The 16,750-nt window shown below is 60.0% G+C and carries 13 protein-coding genes and 5 pseudogenes; 7 read left to right on the top strand and 11 right to left on the bottom strand.

The features are described from left to right. Positions 1-36 precede the first annotated feature (36 nt). Positions 37-519, top strand: a complete 483-nt coding sequence (locus tag ACZ89F_RS06085) for a hypothetical protein (RefSeq protein ID WP_476090853.1) — start codon at positions 37-39, stop codon at positions 517-519. Between the two features lie 160 nt (positions 520-679). On the opposite strand, the gene ACZ89F_RS06080 is transcribed toward ACZ89F_RS06085, so the two are convergent. The 4 genes from ACZ89F_RS06080 to tnpA all read right to left on the bottom strand — a co-directional run bounded on the left by ACZ89F_RS06080 (position 680) and on the right by tnpA (position 3,356). Further along, entirely contained in the window at positions 680-913 is a 234-nt protein-coding gene (locus ACZ89F_RS06080) for a hypothetical protein (protein WP_476090852.1), read from the bottom strand. 2 nt (positions 914-915) lie between these two features. Then, entirely contained in the window at positions 916-2,592 is a 1,677-nt protein-coding gene (gene tnpC, locus ACZ89F_RS06075; RefSeq protein WP_476090851.1) for an IS66 family transposase, read from the bottom strand. Positions 2,593-2,658: 66 nt separating this feature from the next. Beyond that, positions 2,659-3,006 (bottom strand): IS66 family insertion sequence element accessory protein TnpB, encoded by a 348-nt coding sequence (gene tnpB / locus ACZ89F_RS06070; protein WP_292674676.1) that lies wholly within the window; start codon positions 3,004-3,006, stop codon positions 2,659-2,661. After that, entirely contained in the window at positions 3,003-3,356 is a 354-nt protein-coding gene (gene tnpA, locus ACZ89F_RS06065; protein WP_376702193.1) for an IS66-like element accessory protein TnpA, read from the bottom strand. Before tnpA ends, tnpB begins: the two co-directional genes overlap by 4 nt. Positions 3,357-3,853: 497 nt before the next feature. Between tnpA and ACZ89F_RS06060 the strand changes: the two are divergent. The 5 genes and pseudogenes from ACZ89F_RS06060 to ACZ89F_RS06040 form a co-directional block, all read left to right on the top strand. Next, a pseudogene (locus ACZ89F_RS06060) lies at positions 3,854-4,012 on the top strand (DUF4236 domain-containing protein); the annotation flags it as partial. A gap of 387 nt (positions 4,013-4,399) precedes the next feature. After that, positions 4,400-5,188, top strand: coding sequence for a thermonuclease family protein (locus tag ACZ89F_RS06055; RefSeq protein WP_476097222.1), 789 nt, complete (start codon positions 4,400-4,402; stop codon positions 5,186-5,188). A 262-nt stretch (positions 5,189-5,450) separates the two neighbouring features. Next, the gene (locus ACZ89F_RS06050) at positions 5,451-5,774 is read left to right on the top strand and encodes a site-specific integrase (protein WP_476090850.1); all 324 of its coding nucleotides are present in this window, start codon (positions 5,451-5,453) and stop codon (positions 5,772-5,774) included. Then, positions 5,678-6,439 (top strand): annotated as a pseudogene (locus tag ACZ89F_RS06045) (IS91 family transposase); the annotation flags it as partial. The gene ACZ89F_RS06050 and the pseudogene ACZ89F_RS06045, both read left to right, overlap by 97 nt. Before the next feature lie 882 nt (positions 6,440-7,321). Then, entirely contained in the window at positions 7,322-9,319 is a 1,998-nt protein-coding gene (locus tag ACZ89F_RS06040; protein WP_476090849.1) for a hypothetical protein, read from the top strand. A gap of 918 nt (positions 9,320-10,237) precedes the next feature. Here ACZ89F_RS06040 and ACZ89F_RS06035 read toward each other — a convergent pair. Beyond that, a pseudogene (locus tag ACZ89F_RS06035) lies at positions 10,238-11,136 on the bottom strand (AraC family transcriptional regulator). A 458-nt stretch (positions 11,137-11,594) separates the two neighbouring features. Between ACZ89F_RS06035 and ACZ89F_RS06030 the strand changes: the two are divergent. After that, positions 11,595-11,720 carry a YHYH domain-containing protein gene (locus ACZ89F_RS06030; protein WP_476090848.1) on the top strand — a complete coding sequence of 42 codons (126 nt, stop codon included), beginning with the start codon at positions 11,595-11,597 and terminating at the stop codon, positions 11,718-11,720. Positions 11,721-12,605: 885 nt separating this feature from the next. Here the strand turns inward: ACZ89F_RS06030 and ACZ89F_RS06025 are convergent. From ACZ89F_RS06025 to ACZ89F_RS06000, 6 genes and pseudogenes are all read right to left on the bottom strand, one after another. Then, positions 12,606-12,869 carry a hypothetical protein gene (locus ACZ89F_RS06025; protein WP_476097221.1) on the bottom strand — a complete coding sequence of 88 codons (264 nt, stop codon included), beginning with the start codon at positions 12,867-12,869 and terminating at the stop codon, positions 12,606-12,608. Between the two features lie 2 nt (positions 12,870-12,871). Then, entirely contained in the window at positions 12,872-13,198 is a 327-nt protein-coding gene (locus tag ACZ89F_RS06020; RefSeq protein WP_476090847.1) for a hypothetical protein, read from the bottom strand. A 24-nt stretch (positions 13,199-13,222) separates the two neighbouring features. After that, positions 13,223-13,432 carry a hypothetical protein gene (locus tag ACZ89F_RS06015; protein ID WP_476090846.1) on the bottom strand — a complete coding sequence of 70 codons (210 nt, stop codon included), beginning with the start codon at positions 13,430-13,432 and terminating at the stop codon, positions 13,223-13,225. A gap of 597 nt (positions 13,433-14,029) precedes the next feature. Then, a pseudogene (locus ACZ89F_RS06010) lies at positions 14,030-14,543 on the bottom strand (dihydrodipicolinate synthase family protein); the annotation flags it as partial. Between the two features lie 170 nt (positions 14,544-14,713). Beyond that, positions 14,714-14,943: pseudogene (locus tag ACZ89F_RS06005) on the bottom strand (hypothetical protein). A gap of 1,009 nt (positions 14,944-15,952) precedes the next feature. Next, positions 15,953-16,657, bottom strand: a complete 705-nt coding sequence (locus ACZ89F_RS06000; protein WP_476090845.1) for a toll/interleukin-1 receptor domain-containing protein — start codon at positions 16,655-16,657, stop codon at positions 15,953-15,955. Positions 16,658-16,750 lie beyond the last annotated feature (93 nt).

Raw genomic sequence — 16,750 nt, 5'->3', positions numbered from 1 at the left:
GAAGCGCCTATGGACCAGGAGGACCTTGATAGAATCTTGAACGCTGCCCTCGATGCGCTTTACGAGCACGACCAGCAGATGATCGTTGTGGACGTCGCGGAACGGACACTATGCGCGCGGCTGTCAGCTATCTTGCAGCCTTCCTTTCGCGACCACTCCGTCCATGCCGAGTACAACCGGCATGGCGTTGATCCTAAGGAAATTGAGCTTCCGAATGCAAATGGCGTTCTTACAAGGTCGCGCGTGTTTCCCGACATCATTGTCCATCAACCGGGCCATGATCGTGAGAACATCCTTGTCATTGAGGTCAAGAAGTCGACCAACGCAGTGCCGGATGAAACGGACCTGATGAAGCTTGAAACGATCAAGGAGCAGATTGGCTACAGCTTCGCGGCCTTTTTGAGGCTTCCCGCGGGAGAAGGGGCGGCGCGCGCGAAACGTGCGGATGGTTTGGGTTCGAGCGCACTCATGGGGTCGGCGATATTGCGCGGATTCACGCATGGTCGGTTACGTATGTGAATTTAGCCCTTTTTAGGCTGATCAGAAATTACACTGCAAAAGCAATGACATAAGCGTGCCCATTTTCATCTCGTGCGGCGCACCCAACGTACGCATCCGGTGAAGACCGCAGACGTGCGTATCGGGCGGCCGTGAGGGCCTGAGCACCGCGGTGCTGAGGTCAAGCTTTCGATGGGGAGACGCGATGATATTCTTCGAGGAGGAGTATGACCTCCTCGATGCCTTCATCGGTGAAGGCCAAGATCCCGTCGTCATCGTTGGCGCCGTACACCCAGATGACGCCGTCCTCGGGCTCGAGACCGAGGGTCAGTTCCTGGATGAGCGCTTCGCTGACGCCGAGGTCCCTGGCGACACGTTCGACGGTGTAGACGTGATGCACCTTATTGCGCTGCATGATCAGGCCGCAGCTGGTTGGGTCCGCAGTTTTGCGGATCTCCAATTCCACGGCAGCAAATCATCGATCCGATGGGCCGGATAGGCGGGCAGTCGGGCGAGGACGTCGGCGAGCCAGGCCTGCGGGTCGATATCGTTCATCTTGGCGCTGACGATCAGGCTGTAGAGAATGGCCGCGCGCTGTCCGCCGCGATCGGAACCGCAGAACAGCCAGGACTTTCTGCCGAGAGCGATGCCGCGCAGGGCTCGCTCGGCTGCATTGTTGGATAGGCAGATCCGCCCATCATCGAGGAACCGGGTGAAGGATGACCAGCGGCGCAGCATGTAGTTGAACGCCTTGGTCAGGTCGTGCCCGCGCGAGAGCTTGTCGCGTGTCTCGATCATCCAGCGCTCGAGCTCGGTGACCAGCGGCGCGCTCCGCTCTTGGCGCACGGCGTGGCGTTGGGCCGGCAACAGGCCGTTGATCGCGCGCTCGATATCGAACAGGGCATCGATGCGCTTCACGGCTTCCACCGCTAGCGGATAGACCAGGTTGGGCTTCTCGCCGTGCGCCTTCTTGCGCGCCGCCGCTTCGACATCGGCCAGCTCAAACACTTTGCGCCGGCTGTGGGCCCAGCAGCTGGCTTCAAGAACAGGCGCCGGCTGACGACCCGTCGCATAGAGATCGCCATAACCACCAAAGGCATCAGCCTGCAGAATGCCGCTCCAGCCGGCGAGATGCGCCGCGGGATGTTCGCCTCGACGATCGCGGGAATAGTAGAACACTGCCGCCGGCGGATCGGCGCCGCCGAACGGTCGGTCATCGCGCACATAGGTCCATAATCGGCCGGTATCGGTCTTGCCCTTGGCCAGGACCGGCACCGTCGTGTCGTCGCCGTGCAGACGCGAAGCGGCCAGCACATGGGCTTCGAGCCGCTTGAACAGCGGCATCAGCGCCGCGGCGCCGGCGCCGACCTGATCGGCGAGCGTCGACAGGCTGAGCGGCACGCCTTCGCGGGCATAGCGTTCGGCCTGGCGGTTGAGCGGCTGATGCTGGCCGAACTTCTCGAACAGGATCATCGCCAGCAGGCCGGGACCGGCCCAGCCGCGCGGGGTGGCGTGGAAGGGCGCCGGAGCCTGGCTGATCGTCTCGCAGTCGCGGCAGGTGAACTTCTCCCGCACGTGCTGGATCACCTTCCATTGCCGCGGCACCACCTCCAGCGTCTCGGTGATATCCTCACCGAGCTTGCGCAGCCGATGACCGCCGCAGCAATGGCAAGCGGCCGGCGCCGGCTCGACCACGCGTTCGCGCGGCAGATGCTTGGGAAATGGCTGGCGCGCCGGTCGTTTGCGCATATAAGGCGCCACCTCGGTGGTCCGGGCCGCGGCCTGTTCGGCGGCGATCTCGTCTTCCGTCGCGGTGCTCTCGAGCTCCTCGAAGGTGAGCTCCATCTGGTCGTGCAGGCGGGCTGAGCGTTCAGAACTCTGACCATGCAGCGCCCGCTGCAGCTTCCGGATCGTCAGATCCTGATGTGCGATCAGCGCCGCATCATCCGATGCCTTGGCCCTGGCGACCGCCAGTTCGGCCTCGACCAGCGCAGCGCGCGCGGCCTCGTCTTCGGCTCTGGCCAGCGCCGCGGTCAGCGCTGCTCTCAGCGCGCCGATATCGTCCGGAACAGCATCCTGGGCGGTGGCAACCATGCCCTGGAGTGAATCATAAAACGAGTCCGCTGACTCGCGGAAAATGGCGCAAACTCAAAGAAAAACTCAGCCCGCGCGCTGCGGTCGGAACGTGTGACGCGGGTTGCGCCAGTCGATCCCGTCGAGCATGTAGGCGAGCTGGGCCGGTGATATGGAAACCGTGCCGTCCGCCGGCGACGGCCATAGAAACCGGCCCTTCTCGAGCCGTTTTGCATACAGCGACATGCCGAGCCCATCATGCCAGATAATCTTGATCAGATTGCCGCTGCGTCCGCGGAAGACATAAATATCGCCGGCATGCGGGTCCCGGCCCAACGTCTCCTGAACCTGCAGAGCGAGCCCTTGCATCCCGCGACGCATATCGGTCCGGCCGACCGCCAACCAGATCCGCACCTGGCTCGGGACCGGGATCATGAAACGCCCAGCGCCTTCACCATCGCCGCCGCCAGTGTTGGCGGCGTGGTCAGCGGAATCCGCAGCCGCACCTTGCCGGCGACCTCCAGCTCGATCACCGCTGGGGATGCCGCCGGCCGCGAAACGGCGACAGGCTCGTCGGGAGCCACGACAACTTCGGCAAAGCCCGTCTCGCGGGCTCTCATCGTGCGGCGCCACTTATAGATCAGGCTGGTCGCGACATCGTACTGACGCGCCACCGCCGCCACTGTGGCCCCGGGCGCGAATGCCGCGGCCAGTATCCGGCACTGATCCGCTTCACTCCAACGACGCCGCCGCTCCGGCCCGGTCAATAACGTCACATGGCTCATGCTGTGCTGCTAACTTCGCTCGTAAGGACGACCTTAAGAGCGCAGCCTCGCTATCGTGCCATCTTCTCGCAAGGCGGCCTTCGCCGGAGGCGTACCACCCAACAGGATTCGAACCGTGACCTCTGCCTTCCGAGGTCAGTGTCGGAAGCTTGGTCCGATCTACGATCTCCTTTGGCTACTGTAAGCGCCAGCGGCATGCCGGCAGGCTTCGAAGCTGTCTTCTCAAGTATGTACGAGCGAATGCGAACATCCGCGTCAACGTTCTTCGCCGCAGCGTAGAAGTTTTGCGCCCTTTCCCTCCACAGTGCTTCAATGGGCAGGTGACTGAAGATCGGCCGGGACCGGACGGGAGGCTTTCAAGTACGAAGAGGTTTCTGCAGCTTCGCTCCTTCGTAACCCTCGTCAGTTGAATGCAGTGTATGAAGTGTTTCGCCAACCGACTCGACTCGCGATCGCTTTCGTCACATCATAATATTCATGGGGGGAACGCTTGAGGGATGGCATTCCGATTTCGAAAATCTTTAAGGATTGCGCCAGGAGTCCGGATAAATCTCAGCGCGAAAAGTGCCAGCGTTCGGGTTGGACCGAAAGGGCTCGGGTATACAATTAGCACGACAGGCAAAAAGCGCTTTAGTGCGAGCATCCCCGGCACAGGTCTTTCGTATTCGAAGGGTGTTTCTTCGAAGCGACAGTCAGTGCCTAGCGCCCCATCGCAACTTGATGCTTCTCAAACCAAGCCGTCTTCGAAGGGCCCGATCGCGCTTCTGCTACTTGCCATTGGTGCTGGACTGGTCTGGTGCGCCGCGCCGTCCAACGAAACCAAGTTTACCAGCGAGCGCTCCCCGACGAACGGGTCTGAACAGCCGAACCTAAAACCCGCGACAGCAGAACCGGACCCGCGGGCCTCCCAGATTACAGAAGCTTATGCCGGGCCCGCCTCTTCCGTTGAAAAGACACTTTATAGCACTACAAATGTTCGCCTACGGACATCCCCATCGGCTGAGTCGCCGATTGTGCTTACCGTCCCAGTTGGATCTGCAGTATTGTCGTCAAAGAGCGAGGGGCCTTGGCACTACGTTTCATACGGGAACTATTCGGGCTGGATTCGAGGCGATTATCTCGCGGAGCCGCGTCCTGAACCAGCGGCAACTACTTCGCCGTTAGCACCGCAGGTCGCAAGCGCACTGTCAACTTCTGACAATAACACAATCTCAGGCCGCGCTACCATCATCGACGGAGACACGATCGACATTTCCGGCACAAGAGTGCGGTTCAATGGCATCGATGCGCCTGAGAGCGCTCAGCTCTGCCAGAACGCCAACGGTAAGAATTACCGCTGCGGCCAGTCAGCCGCGAAAGCGCTTGATGCTTGGCTGGCGAAGTCCCGGCCCGTGACTTGCATTTTTGTAGAGTGGGATAGCTACGGCCGCTTCGTAGGCGACTGCTATCGTTCCGATGGCGCGGCGGTGGCCGCATGGCTGGTCAGCGCTGGGCACGCAATGGACTGGCCGCGGCATTCGGGCGGCGCCTACGCGAGCTATCAGGATGAAGCTCGGCCGGCGAAGCGCGGAATCTGGCAAGGCGAGTTTCAGCCTCCGTGGGAATGGCGTGCCGCGCAGCAGGCGCCTAAGCGTGAAACCACGAATCCAGTTCGACTGCTCTCCCGCTCATGCGACATCAAGGGCAACATCAGCAACAAGGGCGTTCGCATCTACCACCTCCCCGGCCAGCGTTTCTATGACAAGACAGTAATCAGCCCTGCCACGGGTGAGCAAATGTTCTGTTCGGAAGACGAGGCGCGCGCGGCTGGTTGGGGCCGGTCGAAAAGGTGACTATGGCTCCAACTTCGTTGGGCATCGTATAGTCTAAGCCGCTGCAGGTCGATGTCCAGCTTTCAAGCGTGGCTGGTTCTGTCGACGTCCAGATGGGAAGGCGTTCGCGCCATGTACGTCCGCTTTGGGCCGTAGAACGAACCCGCTGCGCGGGATGGGCGCGCGCGGTGAGGTAGAGGTCGCGATCCGGTTGCCGCGCCCGCATTGAGCGTCGTTCGGCGGGGGCAGAGCATCACAGGCTTCTTCAACAAGGAGCCTGACCATGCCCCACCCTGTTCTCGATGCACCGATCAGCCCGCTGCGCCAACGGTTGATTGACGACATGACCATGCGCCGGTTCAGCCAGGAGACGCAGCGCAATTACGTCCGCGATGTCGGGCGGTTCGCAAGCTTCCTTGGCCGATCGCCGGACACGGCGACAGCGGATGACTTGCGCCGGTTCCAAGTCGGGCAGCAGGATGACGGCGTTCCCGTGCCGACCATGAACAGCATTGTGTCGGCGCTGCGCTTCTTCTTCACCCACACGGTCGACCGCCCGGACCTGGCGCGCAAGCTGGTCCGGTTGGCAAGCTGCCGGTGGTCCTGAGCCGCGACGAGGTTGCCCGTCTCCTCAACGCCACCACCTGCCTCAAGCACCAGGCCGCGCTCTCGGTCGCCTATGGCGCGGGCTTGCGCGTCGCGGAGGTGTCGACGCTGAAGGTCACCGACGTCGACAGCGAGCGCATGCTGCTGCGCATCGAGCGTGGCAAGGGCGGGCGGTACGGCAATGCCATGCTGTCGGCCTACGCCAAGGCGCCCTTCGCCGGGCCGGAAGCGGTGCTCGCCTATCTGTCGCGCTACACGCACCGGGTCGCCATCTCGAACCGCCGCATCATCCGTTCGACAAGAGCGACGTCACCTTCCGCTACAAGGACTATCGTCTCAACGGCGCGGACCGGCAGCAGGTCATGACGCTCACCGCAGACGAGTTCATCCGTCGGTTCCTGCTCCATGTCCTGCCGCGTGGCTTCCATCGCATCCGCCATTACGGCTTGCTCGCCCGCTCCGCCCGCAAGGCAGCCTCGCACTCGCGCGCGAACTGCTCGCGGCCGCGCCTCCCGCCACGAACGATCATCGGCCGAACCGGACGACTTCCGCCCGCCGTGCCCGTGCTGCGGCGGGCGCATGATCGTCATCGAGATGTTCGAACGGTGGAGGCAGCAGCGCGGACCGCCCTACGCAAGTACACCGGGCCGGGAGAACGCCCCATGACCCGGCATAGCTTGATGCAGCCTTCAGGCGCAGGCACTCAGCCTCCGGCAACGAACCCACGCGCGTCCATGGTGATCATCGGCGTCGACAGGGCTGCGTCCGACCGCGTGCCGAGCCGACGATGCCGCACGGCCGGAAGACAAGGCGGTCCGTGTGCATCAATCCCGCCGCTTCCCGGCGGCGGTCGCGCCATCCCCCTCACCAGCCGAAAATCGAAATCTCCATAGCCATCGCCGTGGCCCGCGGGTTCCTTCCTCGGGGACTTTCGTACGCCTGCCGGCGCCCGAAACTCTTCACGACAGCCGACTGTCCGCTATCGAGCGAGTTCAGCGGATAGCTGTCATTCGGTAACCGACCTCCTCGCCGTCGGCGGCAGTGGCGGCGACGCTTGTCTTCTTTGGCTGCCGCCGCGACAAGACAGGCGTCGATGGTGACATACCGCTTAGCATCCTGAGCATAGGTGTGCAGCCTATGCGCGAACGAGTTAGTCGCGGTGCGAACTCGTCTAGGTCATTGGAAGAGCCGTGTATTGTCGCACTCGCTTTAAGCCCCCCGTCGGGTACCGCTGCAACAAGGCCCGGTTTGCTCCAGAATAAATTCCACCGCAATCCGGGCGGCTAGGTCTGGCTGGAGGCAAGCTCAGGAACCCTCAGCAACTGGTCGCAAGGCCGAGTTTCCAGCGATCAGCACTCACACCGATTGACGGCTTGTGAAGCGCATACTAATGTTGCAGCTTGTATATATGGAGACGCGTAATGCGCAAGGCGCTTAAGAATGCAGCTTTGCTGATAGCGGCCCTCAGCATCTGCACGACATTTATTGCCGCAATGCCCACGACCAGTTCTGCAGCAGGTTGCAACCCGAACGTATCGATTTGTTAACGTGCCCGAGCCGATTCAGCAGGCTCCAGCCCCGGATCAAATTGCGGGTTCGTTAGTAGAACTTCTTTCCAAACTGGCAGAGAAATCTTTCGGTCTGTCTTTCCTCTTCGGCACTTTGGTCATTGCTCTCTATGCCGGGAAGCGACTGGGCGAGTTGATTACACCGCCCAAGGGCGCAGAATACGATTTCACCAGTATGCTGACTCTCCCTCTACTTGTAGGGAGAGATACATATAATCGAGCAAAAATTTTTTACGTTTTTCTTCTATTGTATTTCTATTTCGTCCTCTGTATTTTCCAGCCGCTGGTGGATATTATCGGCGGACAGACAACGATCAAATTCCAGGGTGCTTCCTGGCCACTTTTCGCAGCTCTTCTGGTGGTTGGCGTTCTCCCCGCTACTCCTGTTGTGGCCCAGATCGAACACTCACTTCGTAGGTTTGCGCACGCGATCGCGAACATTCCAGACGAGTTCTACAATCGTGTAACCGCTCTTTCTGCCCAAGAGATAGAGACGGTGGTGGCAGGAGCGCCCGAATACGAAAGTGATATTGAGACGTTCTGGACGCTGATCGCTGTCCTGTCGATACTCGGCATCGAATACGATGACGCCGTGCGCGGATCGCGCAGATGTGTGTCCCTGCGATTGTTTGGCGAGTGGACGTTGGAACGACCAGACCTCTGGTCTCAAGCGGAATATCAGCGCTACACCGACGTCGTTGCTATGCTGAAGCCACAGTACCTCTCTCTCCGCGCGAAGACTGAAGATCTAATTTTTGAGACGGAATCCAACGCGTTCGTGAAGAGCGTTCTAGCTAGCAACCCAACTGTGCTACTTGGCGGTCGGATCGATGCGAGTTCGGCGCAGACCCTTCGGGTCGAGGCAGAGAAGCTGCTAACTCAGGGCAAGAAGAAGGGCGTGGTCCCTAATCAGATTCCGCTCTTAGAAGATCTGAAGTTCGCACGTCAGGAATGGTCAGAGCATATAAAGGCGTCCGAAGTTGACGCTAAGAGGCTGATCGCTCTCTTTTCAATAGTTGTTCGGAACGACCGTCGCACGATGCGTGAGCTCGTCCGTCCGGAGAATGCGAAAAGCTCCAAAACTACCTCGCCTGGCGTGCTTGATAAGCGTTACGCTGACCCTGGACTGCGCTTCTTCGCGCAACTCCTACGAAGCAACAACATATCCGCCGAGCCATGGTTCAACAGTATCTTGCTTGCAACGTTGGTGGGTTCCGGGTTTGCATATCCTTTCTGCGTGCTCTATCGATTAGCGACCGACAATGACGTCATTCGGAGATATGTCCTTCCGGCCGAGAATCTGAAAAAGCTTAAGCCCCAGACCTTGGACAGTCTCATAAGTAACTCATTCACAAGCTCGGCGTCAGACGTTGGTTTTCTTGGCCTAGCATTCTTACTTTCCGCGTCGATCGCGCTCTTTATGAGGTCGTCACGAATTCGAAATGAGGAATGGCTGCCGTTTTATGATTTGCCAACGACCCCCGTTTCGTCCTATTTTGGGTTGTTTTTGATCGGCTGGATCATGGCGTTGCCGGCGCTGATGCTTCAGTGGATCGTATACTATGCGAGAGCTGGCGAGTTGGCGGATCGCGACAATCTGATCCATGTCATGCAGATAAACGTTGGCATAGCTTTCGCCTTGGCTTCAGCGTCGGTCTGCCTTTGCATAGTGACCGACATTGTCTCTGCGCGGGCGGCGGAGGATGTGAATCGTGGCATCAAACAGAATAGACGATACTTCAACCAGATCTGTTTGCTTGCTTGTATTCTACCTACTGGGCTACACGCTTTGATCTTGTTGACGGATCAAGGCTATGTGCGTCAGCCGGCGTTCATGGCTGGCCAGATGCTGATATTCGTTGTTCTTATCTACGCGGCGATGCGCTTTTTCGTCACGACATTGGAACACCGGTTGAGGCGTGTCGTGCCGTTGCCAGTTCAGCCCGTACTCGACAAGGGCCAGGGATTTGGAGTTTAAATGCCGCGACCACTTCTAGTGCCCCTGATGATGAGAGCACCATAGCTTTCGCTTGTCCTCGCACGCGCGCACCACGCTCAGCAATCATGCTCTTGCCGACGTCGCGGCCGTCAACCGTGATCGTCACCAGTAAACGGCCGTGCCGGTCGCGCATGCGCTTCGTGCCCGGATCGCCTGGATGCACGGCGCCCCTCCCCGACGCTAACTCACCGAGCCGCCTCTAGGACACTTAGCCAAGGCGCTTCTCCGCGTCGCACTTGGCGTCGTGGATCTCCGCGCGTCGATGTTGGCAATCCGGATCATCTCTGACTGTGTCGGATGGGCGGCGAGGCTAGGGAGAGTAGGATTATGAGTATCAAATTTTGGCGCTTATCAGATTCGCGTTGTGGACGTTTTTTGCTCGGTGCAACGACGCAGCGCGCGACGAGCCCCACTAACCGAACTCTCAGGAGTATGTCGATCTCGAGCTTTTTACGACCATGTGGCCCCGGCCTGAAGATCGAGACTCCTAGCGTGCGGAGGTGACCGGATCTTCTTGTTATCATAACTTTGTTCATCCAAATCAGCCTTGCAAGAGAATGCCCTGTCGCGTTTTGTCTGTGCGCCGATACCCGACCGACTGGTTCATGTCGCTATCGATCTAGTGCCGGGGAAACCGGGATAGGAAATCGGGCAAGCCGTTGAGCCATTGCGACGGCGCCACAATGGCGGCTTTTGACACCCGCAATTGTACGTGGAATGACCGACTTGAGGCGCGTTGCTGCCATTCGCAACGCCGAGAATGAAGGTCTCGAACGGGTCAGTCAGGGACCTCGGACCTACCGGATCGAATGTCGCTATCGCTTTTTTGGACGCCAGAAACTGCCGGTCGGCAAACGGCCGCAAACTGGCACCGCTATAAACACCTATTTCGCAGCTTCATGCACCGCGGGCGTACTGCGCTGGCGGTGCCCCCCATGCGCCGCGAGAACGCCGAGCTGAAGGCGCTCGTCGAGCCATATCCGATCTTCGCCGCAATCTCTGCGATGCTGCGCTGCCGCGATCTAAGCATGTGCTTGGCTAGCGTCATCCTCCAGCTTTGCAGGTATTCCATCGGCGCTATGCCCACCACCCGGTTGAACCGCGTGAAGAAGGCTGAGCGGGACAGCCCCGCCTCGCGCGCCAGTTCGGCGACGCTCCATGCGCGGGCCGGCGCCGCATGAATGGCGCGCAGCGGGCCGGTCAACCGGTCGTCCGCCAGGCCGCGCAGTAGGCCTGGCGTCGCGCACGTCTCCGTCGAACAACGCAGAGCTTCGATAAGCAGCACCTGCAGCAGATGTTCCAGAACCACGTCGCGGGCCGGGCGATCTGCCAACGCCTCGTCCCGCACCAGCCGCGCTAGATCGCCAAGACGCTGCTCACCCCGCACCACGGCTATGTCGGGAAGCAGCGGCACCAGCAGCTCCGCGTCCGGGGCGCCGAAGCTGCAATACCCGATGAGCTGCTGCACCTCGACAGGGGCGTCGCTCTGGCCCGATCCGCACCGTTCCGTCCGGACGGATCGAAGGGCGGCTTTCCAGCCCAGGTGGTGGCGCGGGATCGGCGCTCGACATGGAAAACCCTTGCACTGCCGGCACCAGCACGAAATCGCCTTGGCGCAGTTCCATCGGCGGCTTGCCGTCCACCTCGAGACGCGCCCGACCGGCAAGGAGCAGGCAGTAGTAGACTTGGCCCACCTCATTCCGACGCACGCGCCAGGCCCCGGAAGCATCCACCAGCTTCGAAAAGGGCGCCCGCGGGCGCAAAAGGGCAATCACTTCGGAGAGTGGATCTGACATTTCGGACTTTCGATAAACAACTACGGACATGTGATTATAGAAAGTTCGCGCTGCAAGGTCGATATGCCGAGGCATCCAAGAAAAGGAGACACAATCATGAATACCGTGATGATCACCGGATGTTCCTCTGGCTTCGGGCTGGAGACCGCGCGCCACTTTATCGACCAGGGAAGCATCCCCGAGGCATTGGCCGCTGCCTCGAGGCACTTGCGGACTTCATGAGGGGAACCCGTGCCCTCCAACCTCCCCGGCCTTCTGCCACTTGGGGCCCCTCTTGTACCACTCAATCGGCTGCTCGGCTGCAGCATGGGCGTTGTTCACGTTGTAGGTCACGCCGATGCGTTTTGCGGTCCTTCGGATACATGCTTTCTTTACCGGCAAGTCAAAGGCCCACTTGTAGAGTTCAGGCCATCCGTGGTTATTGGGATTCGCACTTGGGCTTAACATAGGGGCTAAAAATGAAGTACGCATTGGCTATTGCTTGCTTGCTTTTTTCAATCGGCACTGCCGTCGCACACAGCGGTGGCACAGACGAAAACGGGTGTCACCACAATAGGAAGACGGGGGAATACCATTGTCACTAGGCATTCGTGAGCCACTCAAGCTGCTATGCCTGACGTGTTTCGTGGGTGTCTTTGTGCCGAGCTTGTGCCTCGCTCAGACTTTTAACGGCTACGACTGCACTCAGGATTGCTCGGCCATCAGGCCGGTTATGACTGGGCAGAACGGAAAGGCGTTGCGAGCGCTTCCGATTGCGGCGGGAACAGCAACTCGTTTATCGAAGGTTGTCAGTCCTACGTCGAACAGAATGCCGACTCCTCAGATGATGAGGACGACGAATAGTGCTCTGAAAACCGAGGCCCTGGGGGAAGGCACCCTTCGGCCTCGGTTGTATTAGACATCGGTCATCTGCTGAGATTTGCGGCCATGCCCGAACCGCCAGGGCGGTCTCCAATCCGAAATATTGAGGGGGCAACTTTTGAACCGCATTTTGATTACCCTCGGCGCGGCAGTCTGCGTCATATCTTCGGCTGCTTCAGCCGGACAGGGAGAGCAGCAAAACATTAACTTCATGGCTCGGATGCCCGACGCCAGGTTGAATTTGACCGCTACAATGGCAGGTAACGTCATCGGTGCTATGCAAAGATGCCGGGCGCTGAGGCTGGAAAAGCCATTATAGCTGTTCCATCCCTTTTGTGGGACGGTCTGGATAAACACCTGACACCCAATCCACCTAAGTTCAAGAGGGCCATCCGCGCCTATGAAGCCGCTTACAACAAAGCGGTGCGGCGCGGGGATGATTGCCAGACTGAGAAGGCCAAGTACCCGAGACTCTACCGGTAGATAGCTGTCAGGGGGCATTGGTTACGGTCTGGACTAATAAACAGGCGGATCTCCTGTGCCCTGTGCCCCCTCGGCTACACCCTGAGAGGAACTTCAGGGGGAGCCTAAGGGGTACTGGCCAACCGTCACTCCATGTCCGGCACGTCGCCACCCACAAAGAGCGTTGTCGGCTCGCCGTATTCGCCGAGCGCCGGTTTAGCATCGCGCGACCACGCAATGACACCAGCATGTTTCCCCGCCAGACCCTTGGCGGTCCTTATTGCGCGGTCTTCGGTCTGCTGCTCGGCTGGACCGAAGGCAGGCTGAAGGTCGCCGGTTTCATCACGGTCGAACGCGGTGACGACAATGAGCTTGGGGGTCTTCTGCTGCGGAAGAATGTTCTCTGACATGCTCATTGTCTTTCGTTGAACCGCCGCTCAGCCCCCAAGGGGACGAGCTTATTCAATGGTAGGACTTCACGCGGACTGGCCTCAACAGTGCCGACTATTGGCACCATCGGCAGCTCCCGCTTTGGCGCTTTCTGTTTGGCCTTAAGGTCTGTGATTTCCTCATCACGTCTTGCAATGCGGCTTTCCAGATTGGAGACGCGTTCGGTCAGCAAGTAGCGGCCAACTAGGAAGCCGCCTCCTCCGAACAGAACGGCAAACGTGGCAAACGGGGCAGGATTCGACAGCACCAGCGCTGAGTTGGTTTCTAAAAAGGCGATGAGTTCCTGCATGACCTGTTCGCGTTTCCCGGATTGTCAGCCCAAGACGGCAGGCGTGTCGTCGTAGCTGACGTGCACCAGCCCCGGATGCCGGTGAGCGAGGGCGACGATTTGAGTCTCAAGCTCACAGTTGTAGGCCATGAGCGCCTTCACGGTCTCAAGCGGGCTGTCGTAGCGAGCGATGAGTCTCTCGGCTTCGGAGTGCAGTTCCGCCTTGGCGTCGGGATCAAGATGCATAATGCCCATTTGGTGGCTTACCGCGTTGCCCGGCGCGGTACGGACAAGGCGTCGAGCCGCTCCTGAAGGTGTCCGTTGAGGACGCTCATTTCCTTGAGCGCCTTCACTGGATCGCCCTTGTGCTGGGCAAGAACTTGTCGGCGATTGCTTGTAGGGCGGGCCTCCTAGCGGCTGTCTAGCGTCACTATGTGGTCCATGGCGATCACCCCGAACGTTCCATTGGCTGCAGTGAACAAAAACGGAACAAAAGAGTCAAGTGCGAATTGACTCATCGAGGAATGAGTTCCTATTTTTGGTTATGCCCGATACTGGTGGAAGACGAAAGCGCGGCAGCGCGCCTGACGTTGCAGAGCCCGAACTTGAACGACCACAAGCTGCCCAATCTCATGGGCATTGCTGAGCGTCCATTCGCGTTTGCAACTCATTTTGCTCCCACCAATTCGGCCTCAACGTCCCCAAAGATTTCCCTCAGGTCGCTCGGCTGGTACCAGCGCCGTCTCCCGACGATCCGGGCTGTGAAGATGCCCCTTCCGGCAGGCGGTGACTTCGTAGGCGAGTTGGGGAGCCTGCGCGGCCGCACGGCGCTCGCTGTGGGCTACAGCGGCGACTGGGGCATGGCCGATGCAATGCTGGCGGGGGCGGACGGCGTGACAGCCGCGCTAGCAGGTCGATCCCGAAGGTGAACTGCGTCGTGCCCGGATTGTTGTAGATGCAATAGCGGCAGGCCCGAGGCGCCCGTCACCGCGTGGTAATGCTCGTAGGTCTCGTCCTGCGTCAACGGCGTGTAGGAGACCGGCGCCATCAGGAGCGCGTCGGCACCCGCGGCCTCGGCGTCCCGCGCGAGATCCATCGCATGGTCGGTCCGCAGCGTGCCCACTCCGACGAAGAGCGGCACGCGCCCGCGCCCGCATTCGCTTGCGGGCTCGACGGCACGCCGCCGCTCCTCGCGCGAGAGGTAGGCATAGATGCCCGTCGATCCGAGAAGGCCGATCGAGTCGACACCTGCCTCGCATAGCCGCTCCACGAGGCGGGCAAGCGTCTCGGTGTCGACGCGACCGTGTTCGTCCGCCGTCGTGAGCGGGAAGGCTGACAGACCTCGGAAAGGGGTGACTGTTGTCATGCTCTTTTTCCGCAATCCTTCGTTTCGTCGCCCGTTCTTCAGACTCTCAATCGAAGCTGATCGGCGCAAAGCCATCATTGCCGCTCGCGGCACGGAAGCGCCAGACGAACGCTTCCAATCATGTGGTCACCCGCTGCCGTGAGTACTAATCACGCACCCGGGCGGCTTTACTAGGCGGAAAACCTCACGCTCACACCGCGTGCCGAAAATAAGCCTGCATCGGCTTGCGGCCCGAACGGTTGTTCTATGCCAGCCTGGTCGGATCGAACACTGCCTCTTTCATGCCTCCCGTGTCAGCGCTGCCTTGAGGATCGCGATATGTAGGTCGATGTTCGGCATTGTTTGATTGGAGCGATGCATAGATGCTGTCGGTTGCCTCGGACACGGTCGGCTCGCTCACGGTTGTACTCCTTTGGTTGTTCAGTGGCGGGTTAGCACAGATTGGCGGCCCGGGGGGACTGGCGAGGTAACTCCCGCTCCGCCTGACCGTTGTCGTTCTGAGGTGTTCGCGTCACGGCAGCCGCGGCAGTGAACAGGTCTATCGCAACGGTGGAGAGGCATATGCATCCGCCTGCCCAGGTGTCGCTGTCCCCTTAGTGCGGCCTCTCCGCCTGGATCCCTCCGCATTCACGAGCATCGCCCCGCTACCTTTCGGTCCACAAGCGATCTGCGGCTCATGAACCGCAGTGCACCTCGATCTTGTGGAGTGTTCGCTTGTCAGGCCCCACCCTAAGCACGACCTGCCATTTCGTGAACCCAACGCTGCCGTTGTCGGTAGCCGGCAGGTTTGACACCAGCGGCACCGCTCGACACCGGCCAATCGGATCGTTCCGTCTTGGCGTAGACGCTCAACTGGGTGGCTTCCATCACCACGGTACCCAAGGGTGAAGCAGTATACGTCGGATCGAAGGCAGTCGACTCGTCGACCTCAATACGCACATTCGGAATGATCAGGCCTGACCAGTTCTCTGAACCTGCAGTGGGGAAATAGTGGAAGTGGAACTGATCGCTGAGGAAGACGGCTGTCGGTGCCTCGTCGAGGAGCCCGACAATGACGGCGCTTCATGATTGTTGCGAGGCAGGATCAGGCTTCCAGCGGGAGCCAGGCAAACGTCCCGACGGTGAACTCTTCAGGCGCAAGCATCGACTACCACCTTTCCTGCAGCGGACGGATCAGGTTCTCCCAATAGAGCTCTGCAGCGCCTTCGTGGGAGAGCTTCTTTTCGGTTTCTGGCTGCCGTAATGCATCATGCCCATAGTCGTCAGGTAGATGGTCTGGTCGTCGGCCTCGACGCTGAGGGACTCGTTGATCGTATTGTTTGGCTGTCGTGTGGCCCTGGACGTAGTTGATGCCCCGTCCGAAGCTGTCGCCGCCCATGTAGATAGTCGCCTTGGCAACGTCCTTGCCGTCACGATAGAGCGTCGCAACGCGTCGACCCGCCGAAATACTCCTTCGATGCCTGGGTTGCGCTCGGCAAGTTCGGCCAGCGAATTCTCGAAGAAGCGCGCCATGAACTCGAACGCTTCCGACTAGAAGCGGTCCTTGTCCCGCTGGGTGAAGGACTTGGCCAGGCGCAGGTTGCTGGAACGCGGCCCTTCAGCGGCACGTGGTCTGGCTGGGTAGTGGCCGACGCACCCAGGGCAGGTGCTTGGCTGCCTTGTTCAGTCGAGCCGCAGCCTCGCGGACGGCTTTCGCGACCTGCAGGAATGCCTCGTCGATGTCCGCCCATTGGGTGATCTGCTTGCCGTCGCCCGGCACCCGCGTTGAGCTTGCCAAATGGCGCATGATGCCAGTCGCAAGCCCGCAGGATGACCGGGATGACGATCGCCTCCCCGGCCTCATGGCGTTCCATCGCCCGCTTCATCTCGATGTCGTAGCAGTAGTTGGAAGCTAGGAAGTCGGCGCTGACGAGCAGCAAGATGATGTCGTCGCAGTTGATCTGCTCGTCGATTGCATGGGCGAATTCCTGGCCGGCTCCGATCCTGCGATCGTGCCAGGTATCGATCACCCCTTGGCGCTTGAGCATCGACAACTGCTTTTCGAGCGGACCTCTCAGCGCCTCGTCAGCGTGAGAATATGAGAAGACACACAATTTTGTGGTGTTGTCTGACATGGTAGGATGCCTTCAAAAATCTCGGATTTTTGGGGATTTGCTGTCATCCGCTCAGCGAGCGCAGGTCCAAGCGGCTTAGGTCATCCGACCATT

The organism is Mesorhizobium sp. USDA 3734 (genome assembly GCF_056279665.1).
Note: the sequence above shows the minus strand (reverse complement) of the source record. Positions and strands in the feature narration are given on the sequence as shown.